Below are 23,298 nucleotides of genomic sequence, written 5' to 3' on the forward strand. Positions count from 1 at the left end.
AGATCTGGAATCTCCTAAGTACTAACAAAAGTAGTTGCGCAAGTGTGTGGAACATTACTAGCTGTTAATGTTGACGCATTGATATTATGAGAACATGTCCACTGGAATGTACTACTACTAACTACACCACTAAGTCTGATAATATCTTGATCATTGGTGAAATACTGTGGAGAAGTTTGGCTTAGGTTTATGTCTATTGTTGCGCCTGAAGTGCTTCCCGTTACGGTGACACCTGTAGGTAGATCATAAGTCTGTTGTGAGATGTCTTTGTTATTGTTAATATCATTTTGGATACTGGCTTTGACATTACCAATTATATTCATTGACTCAATTATTGAGGCACGTTCTTTGTGGTTTGAGTATATTGGTATTGCTACAGCTGCTAAGATTGCGATTATTGCGATCACAACCATTAACTCAACCAAAGAAAAACCTTGCTGTTTTTGCATATTTTTATAAAACTAAAAAACTATAGTGAAGAAATTATAGCAAAAAAAATCAAAATAGAAATTAAGATAAAATTTTAGAGATAAAAAAGCCGCTCTAGGCGGCTTTTGATTATTAGATTTTTATAATTATTTAATAATTCGGTTAAATAGTGTTTTATATCTTGTTACACACTTAACCATTTAGAGATGTATTAGCTCTGAGTACAGTTGGATGGTGCTTGAGATGATGTTACACCATTGATGTTACAAGCCCATGTAATAGAACCAGAACCTGCTGTAGGAGTTAATTGGATTGTTGCACCAGATACTGATGGAGAAGTATATTCAATTCGACTGTTAGCAAATGTGGCACCACTTGGAGCATCATTTAGAGTCAGAGTTGTTGGTACAGTACCATTATTGTTAGCAATTTCTTCAGCTACTTGAGTCTTAACTCCACCTAAAGCAGATAAGTCGGAACCTAACTGAGCACGAGTAGTGTAGTTAGAGTACATAGGGATAGCAACTGCTGCCAAGATTGCGATAATTGCGATTACAACCATTAACTCAACAAGTGAGAAACCTTTTTGCATTTTCTTTTTCATAATTTGTTTTCCTTTTAGTTTTTGTTTAAATTTTAACAATCCAGCAAATTAAACCTAATTAACTGTAAGCTACATTATATTCTCTAGATTATATTATGCAAGTATTTTCATTATTATTGCATTAATTTAATATTCCAAAATTTAATTTTAACTAAACTAATGATTTTCATTATCACTTAACAGCAATTGTCGTAATATTTAACTTGATAGTCTAGGTTTTATACAGCAATATACGATTTATTTATAACCTAACAAAATATGTTAGCGATATGATATTCTGCTATAATTAAAAGTTCTGATGAATATTGACTGTTGAGCGCTTATGCTTAAAGATGTACTAAAAACTAATTTCCAAAGTTTAAAAGAAACTTTCAAAAGACCGAAACAACATAACTATCATCTACCCAATTATTTACAGCTCAGATACTTATTTGTACCTATATTAATCTTAGTGGTCTTTGCATTCTACAACTTGGATACTCCTGTTGAAAATTATATTAAGCATTCTATGCCAAAGGCTATTGACACCGCTTTTAGGCATATTACTGATGTAGGTAAGGCTGAATATATCTTGATAATATGTGGTCTGATAGTTTTAGTAAGACTATTTACCAATATTGATAAGCTTTCTGAAAGTGTCAAAGCTTCTTTTAATAAGATTTGTATATATTCAGGGTTTATTTTAGCAACTGTAGCGATTAGCGGTATTGTGGGGCAAGTGCTTAAAGTTATAATTGGTAGAGCTAGACCAAAATTTTTCTTGGAGTACGGATCACACTATTTCCAGCACTTTCATGCACCAGGTTATGATTTTGCGAGTATGCCTTCGGGGCATTCAATCACTGTTGGAGCTATGTTTATAGCATTTTTTTATATTTTTCCAAAATTTAGATATTTATGGTACGTACTTATAGTTGTGTTTGCAGGTAGTAGAATTATAGTTGGTTCTCATTACCCAAGTGATGTGATTTTTGGAGTGGCTTTAGGCTGTTACTGTACTGCATATATATACTACTGGATGTTAAATAGAGATCTATTTCCCAACAAATTGTGATAGTTGATTTTGGTTAACTATATGTTAATTTAAGTTTATAAAAAGATTTCTAAAAAAGCTCCAAAGATTCTGATAAATTTGGTATCATATTGCATATCATTTTTATTCATTAAGTTAAGTAATCAAAAAATGACTTTAATCGATGGCAAAAAGCTTTCTATAGATCTAAAAGAGAGATTAGCAGAGCAACTTCAAGAGTATAAAGATCAAACAGGTATAGTTCCCAAATTAGTCGCAATAATAGTAGGTGATGATCCTGCAAGCAAGACTTATGTGGGCTCAAAAGAAAAGGCTTGTAAAAAAGTTGGGATAAATTCAGAAGTTATAACACTTCCTGATGCGACAACTGAACAAGAGTTGCTTGAGCTTATAGACAAGCTCAACAATGACTCTAGCGTGCATGCAATTTTGGTACAGCTTCCGCTACCAACTCATATTAATAAGCAAAAAGTTATTTATGCAATCAAACCAGAAAAAGATGTTGATGGTTTTCATCCTACAAATGTTGGTAGGTTGCAACTTAGAGATAAGAAATGCCTAGAATCTTGTACACCCAAGGGAATCTTAACTATGCTCAAAGAATATGGCATACAGACAGAGGGAGCTCATGCTGTTGTTGTAGGAGCTAGTAATATTGTTGGTAAACCAGTTTCTCAATTATTATTAAATGCTAAGGCAACAGTTACAACATGTCATAGATTTACTCAAGATCTTAAATCTCATACTACTAAAGCTGATATACTAGTAGTAGCTGTAGGTAAACCAAACTTTATCACAGCAGATATGGTCAAAGATGGTGCTGTGGTCATAGATGTTGGTATTAACCACGTTGATGGTAAAATAGTTGGTGATGTTGATTTTAAAGCAGTGAAAGATAAAGTTGCGGCAATCACTCCAGTACCAGGTGGTGTTGGTCCTATGACTATTACAGAGCTTCTTTATAACACTTTTCAATGTGCTCAGGAATTAAATAGGTAGTATCTAGTAAAGATTTGAGATTGTTAAGAGATTTTTATAGTAAAACTTAGTATAACCAGTTCATTAAAAAAGGAAGAAAAATGGCAGGCTTAAAATATGAAGATGCTGGTGTAAATATCGAAGCTGGAAATCAGGCTGTAGATAGAATGAAAAATCATGTGAAAAAAACATTCACAAAAGATGTCTTAACTGGTTTAGGAAGTTTTGGATCACTTTACTCACTAAAGAGTGTCATAAATAACTATGATGATCCAGTGCTAGTCCAATCAATTGATGGGGTTGGTACAAAAACAAAAGTTGCTGTTATGTGTGGCAAGTTTGAGAATCTTGGTTATGATCTTTTCTCAGCAGCGACAAATGATATTGTTGTAATGGGCGCTAAACCAATCACTTTTTTAGATTATGTTGCTCACGATAAGCTTGATCCTGTTATTATGGAAGAGCTTGTCAAAGGTATGTCAAAAGCATGTGCTGAATGTGGAGTATCTCTGGTAGGTGGTGAAACTGCTGAGATGCCAGGGGTGTATCAATCGGGTGAGATTGACATGGTAGGTGTCGTCACGGGTATCGTTGATAAGAATAAAGTCATCAATGGCGAGAATATCAAAGAAGGCGATGTGGTATTTGGTCTTAGTTCATCAGGTCTGCATACGAATGGATATTCATTCGCGCGTAAATTATTCTTTGATGTCGCTGGTAACAAACATACTGATACATATCCAGAGCTATATGGCAAAACTATTGGTGATGTATTGCTAGAGCCACATATTAACTATACCAATATTATCCATGACTTCTTAGATAATGGTGTTGATATCAAAGGTATTGCACATATTACAGGTGGCGGTTTTATAGAGAATATCCCAAGAGTGCTACCACAAGGGTTAGGTGCTGAGATTGTTAAAGATAGCTTTGAAACTCCTGCTATCTTTAGAGTTATGCAAAGAATTGGCGATATTAGTGAGTTTGAGATGTATCGCTCATTTAATATGGGTATAGGTATGACTATAATAGCTAGCCAAGATCAATTTGATAAGATGAAAGAGTTAGCCAGAAAGCATACAAATACCAAACTATATCAAATAGGTAAGATTACAAATACAGGTAAGGTGGAAATTATCTAATGATTGATAAACAAATCATCATCAATAATATACAAAATGTTTTAAAATCAACTGATCTTAATATCAAAGATAAATACACTGGTAAAGTTAGAGATATGTACTTTACTGATGATAAAAGTATTTTGATATCAACTGATAGACAGTCAGCCTTTGATAGGTCGTTAGGGTTTATTCCATTTAAGGGTCAGATTCTTGCTCAATCATCAGTTTGGTGGTTCAAAGAAACTGCTCATATTGTCAAAAATCATTTTATAGCTTCTCCAGATGCAAATGTCGTAATAGCAAGAAAAGCAAAGGTCTTACCGATTGAGTTTGTAGTCAGAGGTTATATAACTGGCTCAACTTCGACATCATTGTGGACTCATTACAAAAATGGTAGTCGTGACTATTGTGGTAATATTCTCCCAGAGGGTTTGAAAAAGAATCAAAAGCTACCACAAAACATTTTAACACCTACAACAAAAGAACAAGACCATGATAGACCAATTTCAGCCGAAGATATCGTCAAAGAAGGTTGGTTAACTCAAGAGCAATGGGATTTTGCTTCACAAAAAGCCTTAGAGTTATTTGAATTTGGTCAGCAGAAAGCCTTAGAACATGGTTTGATATTAGCCGATACAAAGTATGAGTTTGGAGTTGATGAAAAGACTGGTGAAATTATTATGATAGATGAGATTCATACACCTGATAGCTCAAGATTTTGGCTAAAAGATAACTATGCCGAGAGATTTGAAAATGGTGAAGAGCCAGAAAATATTGATAAAGAATTCTTTAGATTATGGTTTGCAAAAAACTGTGATCCGTATAATGATGATGTTCTACCACAAGCACCTCAAGAGCTAGTTGTAGAGCTATCACAAAAATACATAACACTTTTTGAGATGATAACTGGTCAAAAGTTTGAAGTGCCTGTGGATATCAAAAATATTAGTCAAAGAATTGCAAAAAATGTTGCAAATTATTTAAATACGGAGAGTCAAGTGAAAATTCTTTTAGTAGGTTCAGGAAGTAGAGAACATGCAATAGCTGAAGCGGTTAAAAGAAGTGCTATTAAGAATAACCTTTTTTGCATAAGCACAGCGGTAAATCCTGGTATTGATAGAATAGCTCAGGGATATAAGGTTGGTGATATTTGTAACTGTGAAGAGGTTCTTGAGTATGCTAAGGTAGAGAATGTTGATATAGCTATTATTGGTCCAGAGGCGCCGCTTGAAGTTGGTCTTGCTGATACTCTTAAAGCAAATGGTATAGGTGTGGTTGGTCCAACTAAGAAGCTTGCTCAACTTGAAACATCAAAAGGTTTCACAAGAGATCTAATCCGTGACTACGATATAGGAGCAAATCCTTTCTTTAGGAAGTTCTCAACTATGGATGGTGTAGAAGAAACCCTCAAGGAGTATAGAAATCAGTTTGTCATAAAAGCAGATGGTCTAATGGGTGGTAAAGGAGTTCTTGTCTGGGGAGATCATTTACATACAATGAGTGATGCACTTAAGCATTGTCAGTCATTGATAGACGCAGGTAAGGAATTTGTGATTGAAGAGAAGCTCGTTGGTCAAGAATTCTCTTTGATATCTTTCACTGATGGAGAGCATTTTATTCATATGCCAGCTGTACAAGATCACAAACGTGCACATGAAGACGATAAAGGCCCAAATACTGGTGGTATGGGTACTTATTCAGATGCTAATCATAGCTTACCATTTTTATCAGACTCTGATATAGCTAGAGCAAAAGAGATAAATGAGAAAGTTGCAAAAGCCTTGAGTGACAAGTTCGGCGAACCTTATCAGGGTATTCTGTATGGTGGTTTTATGGCTACCAAAGATGACACAAAAGTTATTGAGTATAATGCTAGATTTGGCGATCCAGAGGCTATGAATTTGCTAACTTTACTTGAAACAGATTTTGTTGAGATAGTGCAAGCAATAACTAACGGTACTCTTGATAAGGTAAGAGCTGAATTTAAAAATCAAGCTAGTGTATGTAAATATCTAGTACCATTAGGATATCCAAATCAGTCAGTCAAGAATTTTGAAATAGATATTTCAAAATGTCCTGATGATGTCGAAATATTCTTAGGAGCTGTAGATTTTAGAGATGGCAAGTTAATTGGTACAGGTTCTAGAGCAATTGCAGTATTAGGTCTAGGTGATACAATAGCTGAAGCTGAGCAAAAAGCTGAAAACGCAGTCAAAAACATTTATGGTAAGCTATTTCACCGTCCTGATATAGGTACCAAAGAGCTTATTAATAAGCGTATTAAGCATATGAATTTATTGCGTGGTAATAAGTATCAGGAGCTATAGAAGTGTCTAGGCTAAAACTTGTTGTATTGGGTTCTACGCGTGGGACTAATATGCAGGCTATAATAGATGCTATAGCCGATAAGCAAATAGATGCTGATATAAGTTTGGTCATTTCTAATAAGCAAGATTCTTATATTTTACAAAGAGCAAAAGATCGAAATATAGCTAATAAATTCATAGCTTCAAAAGGTCTATCAAGAGAGGTTTATGATAAGCTTCTTGTCGAAGAAATCCAGAAATATAATCCAGATTTGATTTTACTAATTGGTTTTATGCGTATTTTAAGTCCAGTCTTTATAAAGGCTTTTGAGGGTAAAATTCTAAATATTCATCCATCACTATTACCAAAGCATGCAGGATTAATGGATTTGGCAGTGCATCAGTCAGTTATTGACGCTGGAGATAGTGTATCTGGATGTACTATCCATCAAGTAAGTGAAGAGGTTGATGGTGGTGATATGGTTTTACAGTTGAAATGTGATGTAAGAAAAGATGATATTGCTGAAAGCTTAAAAGAAAAAGTACAAGCTCTCGAGAGTAAAGCTTGGATAGAAGTTATTAAAAATTGGAAGCAAATAATTCAGTAGTGTCATTCTACGACTTGATCGTAGAATCTAAGTAAGGTGTTGAGCATCATTATAAATGGATCCTATGGTCAAGCCATAAGATGACATATAAGGGAGAAAAAGAGATGAGTATAGATGTTGGTGTAATCATGGGCTCTAAATCTGATTGGAGCACAATGAAAGAGTGTTGTGATATTTTAGAGAATCTAGGCATTAGCTATGAATGTGAGGTTGTTTCAGCTCATAGAACTCCTGACAAAATGTTTGATTATGCTGAGACAGCCAAGTCTAGAGGTCTAAAAGTCATAATTGCAGGTGCTGGCGGTGCAGCCCATCTACCTGGTATGGTTGCTGCAAAAACAGACCTGCCAGTCTTAGGTGTACCTGTGAAGTCTAGCACATTAAGTGGCAAAGATAGTTTATTATCTATTGTACAAATGCCAGCGGGTATTCCGGTTGCTACTTTTGCAATTGGTGTGGCAGGGGCTAAAAATGCCGCTCTTTTTGCTGCAAGTATTTTGCAACTTGTAGATTCTAAAGTAGGTCAAGCTCTTGCTAAGTTTAGAGCAGATCAAACTCAATCAGTACTAGATAATCCTAATCCGAGGGAACAGTAATATGAAAATAGGTATTATTGGAGCAGGTCAACTTGCAAGGATGCTAAGTATAGCTGGTACGCCTTTATGTCTAGAGTTTCACTGTCTTGGTAAAACAGGTGATTGCGCCGAAGAGGTTGTAAAAAGTGTAACAGATATTGATTTAGAACAAGTTAATGATGTTGTTGTATGGGCAAAACAGTTTGATGTGATAACTTTTGAGAATGAAAATATATCTCACGAGCTTATTAAAGCAATTAACCATGAGGTGAATGTATATCCATCTGCGAAAGCCATTGCTATCTCTCAAGATAGATTACTTGAGAAATCTTTTATGCAAGATCATGGTATAGCTACTGCTAAATTTGTAAATATTGATAGTCTAGATAAGCTTGAAAAAGCTGTACTAGATTATGGGCTACCGGCTATAGTCAAAACACGTAGATTTGGCTATGATGGTAAAGGTCAATTTATGCTAAAATCTCAAGAAGATGTATCAAAAGCTTGGGATGCTCTTAAAGATGCTCCAGATGGTCTTATTTATGAGGCTTTTGTCGATTTTGATTATGAAATCTCACAAATTTGTACCGCTGATATTAAAGGCAATATAGCTTTTTATCCATTAGCTAAAAATACTCATAGACAAGGTATTATAGTTGAGTCAGAAGCGCCTTTTGAAAATCAGGTTTTAGCTGAAAAAGCACAACAGATAGCTAAAACCTTAGTCAAAGAGTTTGCCTATGTTGGTACTTTAGCTATAGAATTCTTTGTCAAAGGTGATGAGTTAATAGTCAATGAGATAGCTCCTAGAGTGCATAATAGTGGACACTGGAGTATTGATGGCTCAATTACTTCACAGTTTGAAAATCATGTTAGAGCTATCGCAGGTTTGATCTTGGGAGATACAACAAGTCGTAAAACAGTGATGTTGAATTGTATTGGTGGTATGCCAGCTACAAAAGATTTAGCAGCACTTGATAGAGTTAAGATTCACAGTTATAACAAAGAACCACGTAAAGGCAGAAAAGTAGGCCATCTAAACCTTAATCTAAATGATGAAACCGATGCTTATCAGTTATTGCAAGCTAAAAAGCTTATAGAACTTTCTCAAGAGCTTTAATTTAAGATAAAAGCATTTTTTATCCAGTTAATATTTTCTTTGTTAATTGCTATTAAATCAAATCTACATTCGTAGTTTTCAAGCTTAGGATTCTTTTGTAAGAAAATATTTGCTGAATTAATAATTTTTTGCTGTTTACTGTAAGTTAGCATTTCTTCTGCTTTAGCAAATTTTGTTTTGCTACGATATTTTACTTCGATAAATACAAGAGTGTTTTGGTCTAAAGCAATAATATCAATTTCACCATAAGGCAAGGCTTTAAAATTTTGAGCTAGAATTTCTAGATTTTTAGCTTGCAAGAATTTAGAGGCTTGTTCTTCAGCTTTATTACCTATTTCAATTGCTTTCATATTTTTAGAAGTTTTTATTAACTGTGGTATATATTGTAGGAATAAATGTTGCTGGTAGATTAAAGATCTATAGCCACATTTAGCTTTGTTACTTTAATTAATTCCACTATGTCGAAGCAAGGCTTCTTCATTTGGTTTACGCCCCATAAATGCTACAAAGTTATCCATAGCATCACGTGAAGAGCCCTTTGAAATTATGTTTTCTAACAAGTCATTACCAACTTCATTACTAAGGATTCCTTCATTTTCAAAACGTGAAAACACATCTGAAGAAAGTATTTCAGCCCATTTGTAGCTATAGTATCCAGCAGCATAGCCTCCAGCAAAAATATGCGAAAATCCATTTTGGAATCTATTGTAGCTAGGAGTTTTAAGTAAGCTGACTTTTTCTCTAATGCTATCTAATTCATCTTGAACTTTAGCTACCGTAATTAATTTTTTGTAGTGGATATTCATATCAAATATAGCAAACTCAAGCTGTCTAACCATCATTAATGCAGACTGAAAATGTCTCGTGCCTACAAGTTTATCAATTTGTTTGTCACTGAGAGCTTTATTATCGCGTGATCCAGATATAAGTGCTAGTCCTTCTTCGCACCAGCAGAAATTCTCCATGAATTGGCTAGGTAATTCCACAGCGTCCCATTCAACTCCATTGGTTCCAGAAATTGAAGCAACAGTTACACGTGATAAGATATGATGAAGAGCATGACCAAACTCGTGAAATAATGTTACAACATCATTATGCGTTAGGTTTGCACCATCTTTTGATGGTGGTAAGAAGTTGCAATTAACATAAGCTACAGGTTTTTGAGCTAAGCCATTCGGCTGGATAAACGCTGTGCGTGAGCCATCCATCCATGCGCCACCACGTTTATTATCACGAGCAAAAAAATCACAAATTATACTGCCAATATATTCTCCATCCTTGAAAAAATCAAAAGTCTGTTGTTCATCTATATATTTTGTATAGCTTGAATTTTCTTTTATTTCTAAGTTATAGATTTTATTAAGTATCTTGAATAGTCCTTCTAAAACTCTCTCTAATGGGAAATATTCTCTAAGTTCTTCTTCTGTAAAGTCAAATTTAGCTTTTTTGAGTTTTTCAGAATAATATGCTGTATCCCATGGTTGAAGGCCATCTACAAGCCCAGCATCTTCAGCAAATCTGCGCAATTCATTAATTTCTTTTTTTGCTTGAGGCAATGATTTTTCAAGAAGGCTATTAAGTAGTTCAAGTACTTGGGTTGGTGTTTCTGCCATTTTGGTAAATAGAGAATTCTCTGCATAATTATCAAAACCCAATATTTGCGATTTTTCAGCACGTAGCTTTAGGATTTTTTCAATATTGTCATCATTATTGAAGTTTTTGTTATCTGCCTCTTTTGATGCTCTAGTACAGTATGCTTTATAGAGTTTCTCACGTAATTTGCGATTGTCAGCTTGTTGCAATACTGCTAGGTATGTCGGAATATCTATTCCTAATGCATATTTTTCAGAAATATTTTTTTGTTTTGCTTTATTTATTGCTGATTCAATAGTATTTTGGGATAGCCCTTTTAGCTCTTTCTCATCATTTGTGGTGTAGAGCCAGTCCATAGTAGCATCTAATACATTATTCTCAAATTTTGTAGTTAGTTGAGCTAACCCTTGCGAGATCTCTTGCAATCTTTTTCTTTTTGATTCGTCAAGATTTACGCCTGATTGCTCAAATCCGACAATAGCTTTTTTTATAGCTTGTGCTTGTTCAGCATTAAGCTCGTGATTTTGAATTTGTTTATATAAATTGTATAAATCTTTATTTTGTCCAAGTTTGGTATAGTAATCGGTAAGCTTTGTTACAGCGTACTCGTAGCTCTCGCGTAACTCTTTAGAATTACAAACAGCATTCATGTGAGCAATTGTAGAAAATGCTTGGCTTATTTTCTCATCATCTACTTCTAGTTGTAGGAGAGTTTGCCAGCTAGGATTTTGTTCTTGCAGTGCCTTTTGTAGATTGATTTCAGCATGTTCAAAAAGATAGTCTATTGCTGGCTTGACTTCATCAGTTTTAAATTCAGCAAGTTTCGGTAAATTAGATTCTTCTAGTATTGAATTCATGGTAGCCTCAAAATAATGTTTAGATATAATATTGATAAGTTATAATTTATATATGTTAGCTATATTATTATAATCAAGGTTTTTTTGCTATGATGACTTTACAAGAAGAAAAAATTCAAGCTCCAGTTTTTTTTAAAGAATATATAAATGGGCGAATTATTCTTAATATTGGTGAATATGATCATCCTTTGATTTTATCCTCTACAGAGATACTAGAATATCAAGATGAAATTAGTGACATAAATAGTATTAACAAGAGTCATCTTGATCTTGTGCTATCAACTGGCCCAGAAATTATCATTATTGGAACAGGCAAAAAACAGTTATTGCCTCCAATAGAAATAATTAATGAGTTAGCAAAAGCGGGTAGAAGTGTTGATTTTATGGCGAGTGATACTGCTTGTAAAACATACAATTTGCTTGTTAATGAGAATCGTAGTGTTAGCTGTATAATCATTTGATAAACAGCTGTTTATTTGGTGCAAACTAATGTTATAATCGATTTTGAGTGTATAACTTGTAAAAGGAGTAATTTGTATGAAAAAAATAATTAAACTTAGTCTATTGTCTTTATCAATCGCCGGTCTTGCTAGTTGTTCGACTGTTGCAGGTGAAAATTCTGCTGCTCAGGATCAAGCACCACAAGCTTCAGATGCTACAGCTGTTCAAGATTCTGCTACTAGTACAGCGCCTACAGCTAAGATAAAGTTAAAGAAAACTAACCAAGATGATATCAAAGCTACTATCTACACTACTTACAATAACAACCCTCAAGGAAGTGTAAGATTGCAATGGCAAGCTCCTGAGGGATCTAAGTGTTATGATACTAGTTTCCCTATCACTAAGTATGCTGAGAAAAATGATAAAACATGGGCAACTGTAGAAATTAAACAGGGTAATAAATATTGTAGCGGTAAATGGACAGCAAATGTTCTGTTTGATAAGCAAGTAATTGCTACTGATTCAATCACTGTATAGTTATTGTAAAAAACACATTATACTTTTTTCTGAGATGCTTATTCTTTAATTATAAAATCAGATTATTATTAAATAGCAGTTTTTGCTATACTAATTATTTATAAATAATTAAGATAGTAGTTTTATGAAAAAGATTTTAATAGTATCAGTAGCTCTGTCGGCTATATTAAGTTTTGGTTCTTGTGGATCTAGTACTGCAGATCAAATTCAGCAGCTTCAGCAAACTCAAAAACAATTAAGTGAACAAGCATCTCAGAATCTTGCTAATATTGATAGTCTACAGACTAAAATAGCTAAATATAGATTGCAAGCTGATGATCTGCAAAAAAAATCAGATAAGTTAGGTAGTGATATTGATGATCTGAAGAAAGCGTATAGTAACTTTAGTGATCCAAATAATGATAGTGCAATAGCAGTTAACAAAGAGCTGGTTCAGAAGACTCTTCAAAAAGCTAAAATTGATGAAAAAATAAATGAGTATCGAACTCTTGCAAATGGGTATCAATCTCAGATAAATAATCTAAAAGCTACTTCACAAACTCAGGCTAATCAAGCATCTAAAATATCTCAACAAATAGCGGAACTTAAATCTCATTCAAAATAATGAATTATTTTATTATCTTGAGTTGTTAATCTTCTTTACTTAAAGCTTCTAGCTGATAAAATATATGCTTATGATACTGTAGAGATAGATTTAACTTATGAAGAAAACTATATCTGTTCTGCTGATGTGTGTGATTTCTGTATCAGCTTTAATGTTAACAAGTTGTGCTACCGATAGTGAAAAGATGGCAAATTTGCAAGATAATCAGCAACAGCTAGAGCAACAAACGCAAGTGCTTCAAAAAGAAGCTCAGGAAGCTGAGCAAAGAGCTGAAAAATATGAAAAACTATCGCAAAAATATAAAGGTCTATTAGACCAAAAAGTGCAGGAGCTCAATCAGCTTCAAACTGAATACTCTAAACTTAGTGAAGAACATAATGAACAAGTAGCAGCTAAAAAACAAGAGATAAAAGACAAGCTCTTAAAATCTGCACAAGATTCGACGGTTCTTAAGAAGAGATTTAAACGATATACTAAAAAAGCGAGTGTATATAAAGAAAAGTCTTTGAAGCTTGAAGAGCAAGCAAAGCAGACGCAAGATAATCTTGAGAAAACAACTCAAGAGATACAGCAACTTAAAGGTCAATCAGTGATTGAGAACAAAGTAAACTAAAAGTGATAGGTAACAATATAATGAAAAAATTTTTACTATTAATATTAATAGCTACAGGGTTAGCAAGTTGTAGTACATATAATAACTTTATTGATAAGCTATATAGCTCAGATGATTCAATACAAGTTAATCCAGATGATAATCTTGATAATCCTGATCAAGAAGATCGTCAAGATAGCTCCGAAGATAAACCAACAGCTTCTCTAAATATGATTTATAAGCCTGAATCTCATGAAATAGAAGCTAAGATTATAACTAATTGGAATGGTGCTCCTCAGGGTACCATCTACTTGACATGGAGAGCTCCTAAAGATACAAACTGTTATAGCACTTCTTTCCCTATTACTAAATTTAAAGATGCTCAAGACTATACTGTTGATAATCAGAGTGTTCTTAGTGATGATAAAGTTTGTGATGGAGTTTGGACTGCAACTGTTGTCAATAAATCAGATAACTCAGAATTAGCTAAGTCTTCACTTGAAATTAAATAATATTTCTAAAAAATCTAAATTATTATATTTTAATTAACTCAAATTTCTAACTCGAGAAGTAACTGTGAAAAACTTTATAAGAAAAATAAACTTTGATGATTGTATATTTTATTTTCTTACTATTTCAATATTTTGTGTGTTTTTAATGCCATTTATGAAATATATACCTTTGAATTTAGTGCCCGTATCATCTGGAGGTAAGATTACCGGCTATTTTAATGATACTTTTACAGCTAATCTTCATTTGTTTTTTAATAGATACTATATTTTTTTCTATACGCTTTGTACAGCTAGTATAGCTATTTTGCTAAATAAGCAGACCTTCTATAAGCTTATACAAACATTTATGAGCTTTAGTGGTATAGTAAGATATGCGATTTGTATGTTTTTTGTACTTGGTGTTATATCCTCAGCTTTTGCAATTTCTCCATCGATTGCATTTAAAGGAGTTAGTGTAACATTTTTGCAATTTTTTTGTGTGCTATTTATAGCTGGGTATGTGAGAGATAATTTTAAGTCTGTACAGTATTTTTATGTGATTATATTGCTATCTTTGATTTTTTTTGGAGGAGCGTTGTTTCTACAGTTATCATTGGCTAATTATTCGGTGTATGGAGCTGTAGTTGCTGGTAACATCCAAAAAGTTTTATTGTTCATATATAACTGCTTAAATCCAAGATTTTTGGATAATTACTTTAGTTGGTTTCTGCCTTTGTTATTGTTACCATGGTTTATTGATCTAAGACCTATTTACAAGATAGGTTCTTTTATAGCATTAACTATAGTTTGGTTCGTATTGATAAATCATGCTTTTAGAACAATATTCGCTGAGTATATTGTAATAATACCTTTGCTTTTTATTTTTGCTCGCAAGTATTTTAAGATAGTTGTCTTGATACTTGGCTTAACTCTAGTTTGTGGATGTTTACTAGATTTATTCTACACTCATTTCATATCTGCGGTTGATAATACTAATATTAAATCTTCTGCTGATCTTATTCGAGGTGGGTTTAGTGGTAGGATCCCTCTTTGGAATGAAGCTTTTTGGGTTGGGGTTGAGCATCCTTTTACTGGGGTTGGGCAATGGAATTATTTAGCAATTACAAAAAGACCTGATGGGTATCCACATAATTTACTATTAGAAATATGGTCACAGTGGGGGATCCCAGCCTTTATTGCTGCGATTATAGTTATTATTACAGCGGTTAAGAATTTACTTAAAAAACGTATAGATATTTGTATCAATCCTTATCACTGTATGTTTGTGATGATGCTAACAGCTGGAATGATAGATGGTATGTTGAATGCTATGTTTAAGACATCATTAGGGCTCTTTGGTTGTGTGTTTGTATTTGGCTTTTGCTTATCAATATTTAGTAAGCAGGTTCAAAAAATAGATGGTATGATTTCATATAAGCATTATTTGTTGGTTGGTTTACCTGTTGTTGCTAGTATATTTTGTATAACAGTATTACCTCTTATTTTCCCTCCTATGTGGATATGAGCTAGTCATTCTAAAATTGCAGATGCAAATTTTAGCTTATAAACTTTAAAGATACTAGAGAAGCTTAGTATGTGGGATGTGTTGGTTACTAATATTTAAATAGAAATTTTTTAGATAGCAAAATGTTATTATTTGTTTTCTTCCCATGGTACAGCATAATCACATTCTGGATTAGGACATGCTTTTTGTTCACCGTCTTTTTTAGTTGTTTTATGTAGAAGTATTGGTGATTTGCATTTTGGACATTCTTCTTTTATTGGAGGATACCAGTAAGCATTTTTACATTTAGGGAAACCAGAACAAGCATAAAAGACTTTGCCTTTACGAGATTTTTTCTCAACAATATTATTTTTATTGCATTTTGGACACACTACGCCTGTATCTTTTGGCTTCTCAAGTGGCTCCATGTGCTTACAAGTTGGATAGTTTGAGCAACCAATAAATTTACCATAACGTCCTTGCTTGATATGTAAATTTGATCCGCACTCTGGGCACTTTCTATCTTCGACAACAGTAGGTTCTTCTTTTTCTATTTCTTTGCCGTCACTGTCGACACGACGAGTATATTTACAGGTTGGGTAGTTTGTGCAGCCTATAAATCTACCATTTTTGCCTAAGCGAGATGATAGTTTGCTACCACATTCAGGACAGTCTTCATCAAGCTCTTCTTGGACTACATCTTTACGAGATACATCTTCAGCAATTTTGTTAATTCTCTCAATGAAAGGCTTCCAGAAGCTGTTTAATACGGTAAGGTAATCATTTTTATGATGCGCAATTTCATCTAATTCTTTTTCTAAGCCAGCAGTATAAGAGTATTCAACATATTTTTTGAAATATTCTGTCAAAAATTTATTTACGACACGACCTTTATCGGTAGGTATGAATCGACGTTTTTCAACTTCAGCATAGTCTCTTTGTTGGAGTGTTGAGATTATAGTCGCATAAGTCGAAGGTCTACCAATGCCGTACTTCTCTAAGGCTTTGACTAGAGATGCTTCAGTGTATCGAGGTGGAGGTTCAGTTGAATGAGCTTTTGTTATAATATCTTTAAGAGGAACTTTTTCACCTTTTTCAAATTTTGGTAAAGTTTGTTCATCATTAGACTCTTTTTCATCTTCATCTTTTTCGACATTGTAGATTTTTAAGAATCCTGCATCGACAATTACGGTACCAGTTACTCTAAACTTGTGTTTTTCATTTTCTGTGATTAAATCAACAGATGTGCTATTCAATGTTGCGTGCTTCATCTGACAAGCAATTGTTCTGTTATATATTAGGCTATATAACTTAAATTCATCAGTAGTTAAATAAGGTTTCATAGACTCAGGAGTTTTACTAGCAGAAGTTACACGAATTGCTTCGTGAGCCTCTTGAGCGTTTTGTGATTTTTTACCAAACACTCTTGGTTTAGATGGCAACATATCCTTATCAAACTTAGACTCAATGAAGCTTCTGATATCATTAAGGGCGTCATTAGATAAGTTGGTTGAGTCTGTTCTCATATATGAGATAAGACCAACAGATTCGCCATTGCCTAAGTCCATACCTTCATAAAGCTTTTGAGCCGTAGACATTGTTCTCTTAGCAGTGAAGCCTAGCTTCTTTGAAGCTTCCTGTTGTAATGTTGATGTTATAAATGGAGGGTATGGGTTTCTTCTAGTTTTTTTCTCAGTAATACCTTCTACTATCAAAAAACCATTAGCATCTTTTGTGATGGTTGCTTTTGCATTTTCAGCATCTTTTTCTGCGGTGAAAGTGAACTGTTCAACTTTAGTGCCGTCAAACTCAGTCAGATTTGCAAAAATTTGTTTTTGCTTGAATATATCAGCAGTCAAGCTCCAGTAATCTTTTTTAACGAAATTCTCACGCTCAATTTCACGTTCAACTATCATTCTAAGAGCAGGGCTTTGAACTCTTCCAGCAGATAAACCACTAGTTATTTTACGCCATAGTAGAGGTGAAAGGTTAAATCCTACAAGAAAGTCTAATGCCTGACGAGCTTTTTGAGCATTAACTAAGTCCATAGATAGTTCTTTTGGATTTTCTATAGCATTCGTTACAGCTGATTTTGTGATCTCATTAAATGTAACACGATAAACATTTTTATCCTTCAGTAAGCGTGCATTTTTAAGTACTTCTTGTACGTGCCAGGATATGGCCTCTCCTTCTCTATCTGGATCGGTAGCAAGATATATATTTTCTGCATTTTTTGCAGATTTTTTTATTGCATCTAAATGTTTCTTGCTCTTTTCACTTGTTGTAAATTTGATTTTAAAATTATCGTTTACATCAATTGATGTATCTTTAGAGGGTATTTCTCGAACATGACCAAATGAAGCCAAGATATCAAAATTGTTGCCAAGATATTTTTTTATAGTCTTCGTTTTGGCAGGAGACTCAACAATTACTAAATTTTTTGCCATTTTAAACCTTTGAGATAATTTTGTATAAAAAGAGTATTTTTGCGAATACTCGCGAATGAATTAATAAAATATAAGAAAACACTCAGCTTATCAATAGCTAATGTATAAAAGTTGGTTTTATAGCAGGCAAATATAGACTATAATTTCCTAAGTACTCTATATAATAAGTTAATTTATATATTTTAAGGTTTTTTTAAAATGAATCAAAAATGTGCAAAAGTTGTGTCTTTGTTGCAACAAAAAGGTGGATCGGGAAAAACAACAACGGCAATTAATATTGCGTGTGGCCTAAAAGAGCAAGGCTATAAAGTTGCTATAGTTGATATGGATAAAGATAAACCTGATGCATACATGTGGATGACAAAAAACAATGATGCTGGTGATTTTGTTTATAGCCTTGACGAGAAGAATGTAAGAGAAAAGGTTATAGAATTAAAACAAAACTTAGACTTTGTTGTTATTGATACTCCACCTAATTTCCAAACTGCAGCTCTAAAGTCAGCTTTGCTCTCTGACTTGGTGGTTATACCATGTTCTCCAAGTGGAATGGACTTATCAGGTCTGATAGAGGCTAAGGATTTGGCTTTAACAGCTGAAAAGCCATACAAGTTTTTTGCAAATAGAGTGCAGATGCAATCGAATATGGCAAAGAGTTTACTAGAGTTTTTTGAAGAGGATGGGAATTATTTTGAAGCTTATGTATCTCAAAGTGTTAAGTTTATAGAAGCTGAAGCTGAGGGTGTATATGTGGGTGAGTATGCAAGGCAAAGTAAAGTACATATTCAAGTTAAAAAATTAGCTAGAGAAATAGTTGAGTTTTTTGGGGAAGAAAAATAATGGCCAAGAAAGTTTCTTTAATGAATCGTAAAACTAATTCTAAAGTTCATGATGCAGTAGCTCAAGAAAAAAAAGATATTCTCAGAGCTATGCAATTACAAGAGCTTAGTGATCAAGCAAGTAAAGTGGGCCAGCTTTTTGAATTACCTTTGAATCTTGTTAAACCTGATGCTAATCAGCCAAGAAAGACATTTAAAAATATTGATTCTCTTGCGGAAAGTATCCGAGAAAATGGTGTTATTCAGCCAATTATTGTTACTGCTAAAAAAGATGATGGAGCACATCATATCATTGCTGGAGAGAGAAGATATTTAGCAAGTCAAAAAGCAGGATTGACAACTATACCGTGTATTGTAAGGCAAGAAGAGTCTGATGCAAGTATTATTTTATTACAGCTTTTAGAAAATGATCAAAGAGAGAATGTATCACCATTTGAAGAAGCAGATGCATTAAGAGATCTGATCGAAAATAAGAATGTCAAAAAATCTGATATAGCTAAGGTTTTAGGTCGAGATAATAGTTGGATATCGATGCGTCTAAAAATAGCTGATGCAGAAGACAATATCCGTGAATTATCAAATAAAGGTATTATTGAGGATGTAAGGACTCTATATGAGCTTAAAAAGTTCGCAGAAGAAATACCTCAAGGGGCTCAAGAATTTGTAAAGAAAGCTTTAGAAAATAAAATATCAGGCTCGTATCGTAGTGCTATTACTAGATATAGAGATAACTGGAAGCGTAAAGCTGAGGTCCTAGATAGTGAAAGAATTGATGTGATAAATATCAAAAACATTTCTAAGGATGGTAATCTTTTAACTATAAAAGGTGCTCGTGGTGGTTCTAAGAATCATAGCTATACTTTTGAAATGACAGAAGAGTTTAAAAAAATACTATTTGATGCACTAATAAACTAATGTAAATATAAGATGAAAATAGCAATATTACAAACAGATCACATTCCTGAGCATCGACGTGGAGTTGCAGGTGGTAATTATCCTGATATGTTTGCCAATCTTTTTTTTAAGTTATCAGTGGTTGTTGATTTTGATATTTATGATGTGACTATCCAAGAATATCCCGATAATTATGATGAATATGATGGCTTTATTATTACAGGCAGTAAAGCTACAGCTTTTGATAATCTTTCATGGATAGTTAAGCTAAAAACAGAGATAAAGAATCTCTATCAGCAAAACAAAAAAATTATAGGTATATGTTTTGGACATCAAATTTTGGCTCAAGCCTTAGGTGGTAGAGTCGAGAGAGGGCCTATGGGGTTTGCTGTAGGGGTACGTAATGTTGAAGTTCTTACAAAAAAACCGTGGATGAGTCCATTTCATAATTATTTGAGCTTATTGTTTTATCATCAGGATATGATAGTCGAGTTGCCTGAGGGTGCAGAGCTAATAAGCACAAGTGACTACTGCAAGGTACAGATGTTTTGTATTAATAATCATGTTTTGGGGATACAAGCACACCCTGAGATGCTAAAAGTACATAATCATGCTCTTATAAAAGAATATCAAGATGATATAAAAAATGAGTTTCATCATGCTTTAGAAAGTTTGAGGATTAGGGATAATAGTTTGATAATAGCCCATTGGATGGCTAATTTTTTTGAGTATAAGGATTAGATATGCAACAAATAGGTAGAATTGTAGTCTTCGGGGACAGCCTTTTAGATAATGGTAATATTATGAAGACATTAGATATACCGGGTAAACCATATCATAATGGAAGATTTTCAAATGGTCTTGTTTCGACTGAGGTACTGGCCGAAATATTGGCTAAAGACCAAAAAACGCAGGAAATTAAGCATAAAAATTATGCTATTGGAGGTGCTTTAACTCATGGAGCCAATCCTTCTTCGCTATTAAAATTTCATTCTTTTTCAGTATCTGATCAGGTTGCTAGATTTGAGAATGAAGAAGGTCGTTTTGCTAATGATGACTTGGTTATTGTGAATGGTGGAGCAAATAACTTCATGTTCATGGTATACAATGAAATACCATATATAAATTTGATGCCGAAATTCAGAGTAGCAAGAGATTTGAGTAAAATCGTCCGTAAAGTTATAAAAATGGGAGCTAAAAATATAATCTTGTGGAATATTCCTGATGTGACTAGAGCTCCGGGGTACAAAGAGTATCTTTCTAACTGGGTTGGTAAGTTCTTTAAATCATATTTGAAGACTAATGTGAATTTGCAAAATGGACTATTAAGAAATCGTGTTGCAGAGTTACAGATGCTTTTTCCCAATGTTAATCTTAAGCTTTTTGATTTCTTTACCTTATTAAACGATTGTATTGATTCTCCAAGAAAATATGGGTTTGAGAATGTTACTGATGCATGTATTGATAGCTATGGCGGTGCAGATTCTTTAGGTAATATCCAGTATGATATAGATATACTTGGTGATCCTGAAAAATACTTGTGTTGGGATTATTGTCATCCAACAGCAAAAGCTAATAAGGTTGTTGCTAATAGGATGCTAGAGTTATGGAAGCATGATATTTAGATTTAATAATAGAATCTCTTAAACCCTTTTGTGAATTCAGTTAAATGCTTATGCAAGATACTTTAACTACTGATTTTGATCTGGAAAACTATCCAAATGCTTTAATTGTAGGAAAATCTCAAGTTAAAGACTGTGATGAGGAGTCTGAATATCATAGTCATTCTAAAGCTCAATTAATATTGCCAACTAAGGGGCTTATTCAGTCAAATGTCGAGGCTAATATTTGGGCAGTACCTTTAGGCAGTGCATTATGGACTCCTTGTTATGTTTATCATAGTAATTTAATCACAAAAGGTGGTGAAGTGTGTATGGCTTTCGTAGATAAGTCAATGCTTGCTAATATGCCGAAGAAAGCTTGTGTGCTATACATATCTCCTCTAATAAAAGAGTTGATTCTATACTTATCACAACAAAGAGTTTTAGACCAATTGAGTTATGAAAATCAAAAAATAGCTAGTGTTTTAGTTGACCAATTATCAAAAATGTTACCAACATTTTATAATTTTTCTTTACCTTCAGAAAAGATTTTACAAGAAGTAGCTCTTCAATGGCTCGGTAAACCAACAAAATATAAATATATATCTGATATGGCTTATGAATGTTCTGTTAGTAGTAAGACTTTGGCAAGGAAAATCAAAAAAAATATAGGGATGAATTTTAGTGATTGGAAAAAACAATTGCATATTGTTGTAGCGCTACAAAAATTATATGAAGGTTATTCAGTAAATTGGGTTTCTGAGTACTTAGGGTATGAATCGACGAGTACTTTTGTTACTTTCTTTAAGAGGATTTTTAAATGTTCTCCTAAAAAGTATGTTAAAGACTATTGTCAGAGTAATTTTTAAATATCATCAACGCTTATTTTTTCAGGATTTGCAACAAAAAGTGAAAAAATAACCATAATAACCGTTACACAAAGACAAATAATAAGAGGTAACTTCCAGCTAGAAGTTATTTGATGGAATGTCCCAGTTATAATAGGACCTAAAGCGGCTAATATATAGGCTATTGATTGAGATTTACCAGAAAGGACAGCAGCTAGTTGTGTATTACTAGTTCTGATGCCTATCAATATTAAGCTGACCATAAATGCACCACCAATTCCTACTCCTAGCATTATAATTGCAATAAAAGTAAATACATTAAGTAAAAGCAATAAAGTTCCTAAAAAATTACATAATGCAAATACTAATGTAAGAATATTTTTGTTTTTTAATATTCTCATAAGAGGAGTTATCATCAATACAGGAAGGCTTGATGATATTTGAAATAACCCTGCTAAATAACCAGCATTCTGAATAGAGTATCCTTTGCTTTCTAGAATGGAAGAAATCCATGTGGAAAGAGTGTACATAAGTATACCGCTACATGATAAGAATATACTTATTTGCCATGCGATCTTAGATTTCCAGATGTGGCTATGGAGATTTGTGGAGTTATTATTTTTTGGTAATAGGGTTTTATTCTTAAGCTGAGGTAGCCATATAATTAAAGTTATTATACCAAGTATAGCAACACTTGATAGTGCTAGTGTTAAGCCAGAATTGTCTGAGTAAGAGAGTCTTTGTGCTAGATGCATAATTGGTATCATTAAACTAATGGTTAGCCAAGATCCTAGCCCCATCATTAATCCATACACGGATATCATAATGGGTATATTGTTTGGAAATTTTTTCTTTATAAAAACTGGGATAAGAACATTAGATATGGTGATACCAATACCGATAATGATGGTACCTAAAAATATTGAATATATATTAATATGAGAGCGTATTAATATACCAAGAGTTATCAATATTATAGATACTATTAAGCTTGTTTCCAACGAGAGTTTTTTTGTAAAAGAAAAAATAAATACAGATAATGTTGCAAAAATTAGTAATGGTAGGCTAACTAATAGTCCGGTGGTTACTGGAGAAATATTAATTGTATTTACAATATTTGTAAGTAGTGGTGATACTGATGTAATAGGGGCTCTTAAAATAGAGGCTATTAGAACAATTCCAATAAAGCAAATAAATAACTGTTTAGTATTTTTCATTTAATTATATTGATATGTTTTGGTACTTATATCTTATGATATTTATTTTTTTAGGA

At 33.3% G+C, this 23,298-nt stretch carries 24 protein-coding genes; 18 read left to right on the top strand and 6 right to left on the bottom strand.

The features are described 5' to 3' along the window. Nucleotides 1-14: 14 nt before the first annotated feature. Nucleotides 15-449, bottom strand: coding sequence for a prepilin-type N-terminal cleavage/methylation domain-containing protein (locus F7308_RS02105; protein ID WP_013922205.1), 435 nt, complete (start codon nt 447-449; stop codon nt 15-17). Nucleotides 450-640: 191 nt separating this feature from the next. Beyond that, nucleotides 641-1,033 (bottom strand): pilin, encoded by a 393-nt coding sequence (locus tag F7308_RS02110; protein ID WP_013922206.1) that lies wholly within the window; start codon nt 1,031-1,033, stop codon nt 641-643. A 322-nt stretch (nt 1,034-1,355) separates the two neighbouring features. Here F7308_RS02110 and lpxE point away from each other — a divergent pair, with 322 nt between their 5' ends. The 7 genes from lpxE to F7308_RS02145 all read left to right on the top strand — a co-directional run bounded on the left by lpxE (nt 1,356) and on the right by F7308_RS02145 (nt 8,780). Beyond that, nucleotides 1,356-2,087, top strand: coding sequence for a lipid A 1-phosphatase LpxE (gene lpxE / locus F7308_RS02115; protein ID WP_013922207.1), 732 nt, complete (start codon nt 1,356-1,358; stop codon nt 2,085-2,087). A gap of 129 nt (nt 2,088-2,216) precedes the next feature. Continuing rightward, nucleotides 2,217-3,065: a bifunctional methylenetetrahydrofolate dehydrogenase/methenyltetrahydrofolate cyclohydrolase FolD gene (gene folD / locus F7308_RS02120; protein WP_013922208.1), complete on the top strand. Its 849-nt coding sequence runs from the start codon at nt 2,217-2,219 to the stop codon at nt 3,063-3,065. 80 nt (nt 3,066-3,145) lie between these two features. After that, nucleotides 3,146-4,189: a phosphoribosylformylglycinamidine cyclo-ligase gene (gene purM / locus F7308_RS02125; RefSeq protein WP_013922209.1), complete on the top strand. Its 1,044-nt coding sequence runs from the start codon at nt 3,146-3,148 to the stop codon at nt 4,187-4,189. Continuing rightward, the gene (locus F7308_RS02130; protein ID WP_013922210.1) at nt 4,189-6,498 is read left to right on the top strand and encodes a phosphoribosylaminoimidazolesuccinocarboxamide synthase; all 2,310 of its coding nucleotides are present in this window, start codon (nt 4,189-4,191) and stop codon (nt 6,496-6,498) included. The genes purM and F7308_RS02130 overlap by 1 nt, the downstream gene beginning before the upstream one ends. 2 nt (nt 6,499-6,500) lie before the next feature. Beyond that, the gene (gene purN / locus F7308_RS02135) at nt 6,501-7,085 is read left to right on the top strand and encodes a phosphoribosylglycinamide formyltransferase (protein WP_013922211.1); all 585 of its coding nucleotides are present in this window, start codon (nt 6,501-6,503) and stop codon (nt 7,083-7,085) included. A 104-nt stretch (nt 7,086-7,189) separates the two neighbouring features. Beyond that, entirely contained in the window at nt 7,190-7,681 is a 492-nt protein-coding gene (gene purE, locus F7308_RS02140; protein ID WP_013922212.1) for a 5-(carboxyamino)imidazole ribonucleotide mutase, read from the top strand. 1 nt (nt 7,682) lies between these two features. Next, nucleotides 7,683-8,780, top strand: a complete 1,098-nt coding sequence (locus F7308_RS02145) for a 5-(carboxyamino)imidazole ribonucleotide synthase (protein WP_013922213.1) — start codon at nt 7,683-7,685, stop codon at nt 8,778-8,780. Here the strand turns inward: F7308_RS02145 and F7308_RS02150 are convergent. Both F7308_RS02150 and F7308_RS02155 read right to left on the bottom strand, forming a co-directional pair. Then, nucleotides 8,777-9,130: a YraN family protein gene (locus tag F7308_RS02150; RefSeq protein ID WP_013922214.1), complete on the bottom strand. Its 354-nt coding sequence runs from the start codon at nt 9,128-9,130 to the stop codon at nt 8,777-8,779. The genes F7308_RS02145 and F7308_RS02150 overlap by 4 nt on opposite strands. Nucleotides 9,131-9,223: 93 nt before the next feature. Then, nucleotides 9,224-11,230 (bottom strand): M3 family metallopeptidase, encoded by a 2,007-nt coding sequence (locus F7308_RS02155; protein ID WP_013922215.1) that lies wholly within the window; start codon nt 11,228-11,230, stop codon nt 9,224-9,226. Between the two features lie 89 nt (nt 11,231-11,319). Between F7308_RS02155 and F7308_RS02160 the strand changes: the two genes are divergently transcribed. From F7308_RS02160 to F7308_RS02185, 6 genes are all read left to right on the top strand, one after another. After that, nucleotides 11,320-11,691: an Mth938-like domain-containing protein gene (locus F7308_RS02160; protein ID WP_013922216.1), complete on the top strand. Its 372-nt coding sequence runs from the start codon at nt 11,320-11,322 to the stop codon at nt 11,689-11,691. A gap of 76 nt (nt 11,692-11,767) precedes the next feature. Next, a complete protein-coding gene (gene lpnA, locus F7308_RS02165; protein ID WP_013922217.1) occupies nt 11,768-12,208 on the top strand; it encodes an outer member lipoprotein TUL4/LpnA in 441 nt (146 codons plus the stop codon). A gap of 124 nt (nt 12,209-12,332) precedes the next feature. Further along, complete coding sequence (locus F7308_RS02170) at nt 12,333-12,812, top strand: hypothetical protein (RefSeq protein WP_013922218.1); 480 nt, start codon at nt 12,333-12,335, stop codon at nt 12,810-12,812. Between the two features lie 97 nt (nt 12,813-12,909). Beyond that, a complete protein-coding gene (locus tag F7308_RS02175; RefSeq protein ID WP_013922219.1) occupies nt 12,910-13,425 on the top strand; it encodes a hypothetical protein in 516 nt (171 codons plus the stop codon). Between the two features lie 20 nt (nt 13,426-13,445). Then, nucleotides 13,446-13,916, top strand: coding sequence for a TUL4 family outer member lipoprotein LpnB (gene lpnB / locus F7308_RS02180; protein ID WP_013922220.1), 471 nt, complete (start codon nt 13,446-13,448; stop codon nt 13,914-13,916). 145 nt (nt 13,917-14,061) lie between these two features. Then, nucleotides 14,062-15,420, top strand: a complete 1,359-nt coding sequence (locus F7308_RS02185) for an O-antigen ligase family protein (protein WP_013922221.1) — start codon at nt 14,062-14,064, stop codon at nt 15,418-15,420. Nucleotides 15,421-15,548: 128 nt separating this feature from the next. Here the strand turns inward: F7308_RS02185 and topA are convergent, their stop codons facing one another. Beyond that, nucleotides 15,549-17,846: a type I DNA topoisomerase gene (gene topA / locus F7308_RS02190; protein WP_013922222.1), complete on the bottom strand. Its 2,298-nt coding sequence runs from the start codon at nt 17,844-17,846 to the stop codon at nt 15,549-15,551. 198 nt (nt 17,847-18,044) lie between these two features. Between topA and F7308_RS02195 the strand changes: the two genes are divergently transcribed. Genes F7308_RS02195 through F7308_RS02215 form a run of 5 tightly spaced genes read left to right on the top strand, consistent with a single transcriptional unit; the run spans nt 18,045 to nt 22,046 of the window. Next, nucleotides 18,045-18,683, top strand: coding sequence for a ParA family protein (locus F7308_RS02195; protein ID WP_013922223.1), 639 nt, complete (start codon nt 18,045-18,047; stop codon nt 18,681-18,683). Then, complete coding sequence (locus tag F7308_RS02200) at nt 18,683-19,597, top strand: ParB/RepB/Spo0J family partition protein (RefSeq protein ID WP_013922224.1); 915 nt, start codon at nt 18,683-18,685, stop codon at nt 19,595-19,597. The genes F7308_RS02195 and F7308_RS02200 overlap by 1 nt, the downstream gene beginning before the upstream one ends. 12 nt (nt 19,598-19,609) lie before the next feature. Continuing rightward, entirely contained in the window at nt 19,610-20,317 is a 708-nt protein-coding gene (locus F7308_RS02205; protein WP_013922225.1) for a glutamine amidotransferase-related protein, read from the top strand. Between the two features lie 2 nt (nt 20,318-20,319). Next, on the top strand, nt 20,320-21,201 hold the full coding sequence (locus F7308_RS02210) for an SGNH/GDSL hydrolase family protein (protein WP_013922226.1): 882 nt from the start codon (nt 20,320-20,322) through the stop codon (nt 21,199-21,201). Between the two features lie 50 nt (nt 21,202-21,251). Next, nucleotides 21,252-22,046, top strand: a complete 795-nt coding sequence (locus tag F7308_RS02215) for an AraC family transcriptional regulator (protein WP_013922227.1) — start codon at nt 21,252-21,254, stop codon at nt 22,044-22,046. On the opposite strand, the gene F7308_RS02220 is transcribed toward F7308_RS02215, so the two are convergent. Then, complete coding sequence (locus F7308_RS02220) at nt 22,043-23,242, bottom strand: MFS transporter (protein ID WP_013922228.1); 1,200 nt, start codon at nt 23,240-23,242, stop codon at nt 22,043-22,045. The two genes, F7308_RS02215 and F7308_RS02220, sit on opposite strands and share 4 nt — an antisense overlap. Between the last annotated feature and the right edge of the window lie 56 nt (nt 23,243-23,298).

The sequence above is a fragment of the Francisella salina genome (genome assembly GCF_000219045.1).
Taxonomy (GTDB): domain Bacteria; phylum Pseudomonadota; class Gammaproteobacteria; order Francisellales; family Francisellaceae; genus Francisella; species Francisella salimarina.

Bases quoted from the DNA above. Each gene is read 5' to 3' on its own strand.
- F7308_RS02160 (WP_013922216.1), top strand. From the start codon at position 11,320: ATGATGACTTTACAAGAAGAAAAAATTCAAGCTCCAGTTTTTTTTAAA.
- F7308_RS02150 (WP_013922214.1), bottom strand. From the start codon at position 9,130: ATGAAAGCAATTGAAATAGGTAATAAAGCTGAAGAACAAGCCTCTAAA.
- F7308_RS02145 (WP_013922213.1), top strand. From the start codon at position 7,683: ATGAAAATAGGTATTATTGGAGCAGGTCAACTTGCAAGGATGCTAAGT.
- lpnB (WP_013922220.1), top strand. From the start codon at position 13,446: ATGAAAAAATTTTTACTATTAATATTAATAGCTACAGGGTTAGCAAGT.
- F7308_RS02215 (WP_013922227.1), top strand. From the start codon at position 21,252: ATGCAAGATACTTTAACTACTGATTTTGATCTGGAAAACTATCCAAAT.
- lpxE (WP_013922207.1), top strand. From the start codon at position 1,356: ATGCTTAAAGATGTACTAAAAACTAATTTCCAAAGTTTAAAAGAAACT.
- F7308_RS02220 (WP_013922228.1), bottom strand. From the start codon at position 23,242: ATGAAAAATACTAAACAGTTATTTATTTGCTTTATTGGAATTGTTCTA.
- F7308_RS02195 (WP_013922223.1), top strand. From the start codon at position 18,045: ATGAATCAAAAATGTGCAAAAGTTGTGTCTTTGTTGCAACAAAAAGGT.
- F7308_RS02110 (WP_013922206.1), bottom strand. From the start codon at position 1,033: ATGAAAAAGAAAATGCAAAAAGGTTTCTCACTTGTTGAGTTAATGGTT.
- purM (WP_013922209.1), top strand. From the start codon at position 3,146: ATGGCAGGCTTAAAATATGAAGATGCTGGTGTAAATATCGAAGCTGGA.
- F7308_RS02200 (WP_013922224.1), top strand. From the start codon at position 18,683: ATGGCCAAGAAAGTTTCTTTAATGAATCGTAAAACTAATTCTAAAGTT.
- F7308_RS02170 (WP_013922218.1), top strand. From the start codon at position 12,333: ATGAAAAAGATTTTAATAGTATCAGTAGCTCTGTCGGCTATATTAAGT.
- folD (WP_013922208.1), top strand. From the start codon at position 2,217: ATGACTTTAATCGATGGCAAAAAGCTTTCTATAGATCTAAAAGAGAGA.
- F7308_RS02105 (WP_013922205.1), bottom strand. From the start codon at position 449: ATGCAAAAACAGCAAGGTTTTTCTTTGGTTGAGTTAATGGTTGTGATC.
- F7308_RS02130 (WP_013922210.1), top strand. From the start codon at position 4,189: ATGATTGATAAACAAATCATCATCAATAATATACAAAATGTTTTAAAA.
- F7308_RS02175 (WP_013922219.1), top strand. From the start codon at position 12,910: ATGAAGAAAACTATATCTGTTCTGCTGATGTGTGTGATTTCTGTATCA.
- topA (WP_013922222.1), bottom strand. From the start codon at position 17,846: ATGGCAAAAAATTTAGTAATTGTTGAGTCTCCTGCCAAAACGAAGACT.
- F7308_RS02205 (WP_013922225.1), top strand. From the start codon at position 19,610: ATGAAAATAGCAATATTACAAACAGATCACATTCCTGAGCATCGACGT.
- F7308_RS02210 (WP_013922226.1), top strand. From the start codon at position 20,320: ATGCAACAAATAGGTAGAATTGTAGTCTTCGGGGACAGCCTTTTAGAT.
- F7308_RS02185 (WP_013922221.1), top strand. From the start codon at position 14,062: ATGCCATTTATGAAATATATACCTTTGAATTTAGTGCCCGTATCATCT.
- purE (WP_013922212.1), top strand. From the start codon at position 7,190: ATGAGTATAGATGTTGGTGTAATCATGGGCTCTAAATCTGATTGGAGC.
- lpnA (WP_013922217.1), top strand. From the start codon at position 11,768: ATGAAAAAAATAATTAAACTTAGTCTATTGTCTTTATCAATCGCCGGT.
- F7308_RS02155 (WP_013922215.1), bottom strand. From the start codon at position 11,230: ATGAATTCAATACTAGAAGAATCTAATTTACCGAAACTTGCTGAATTT.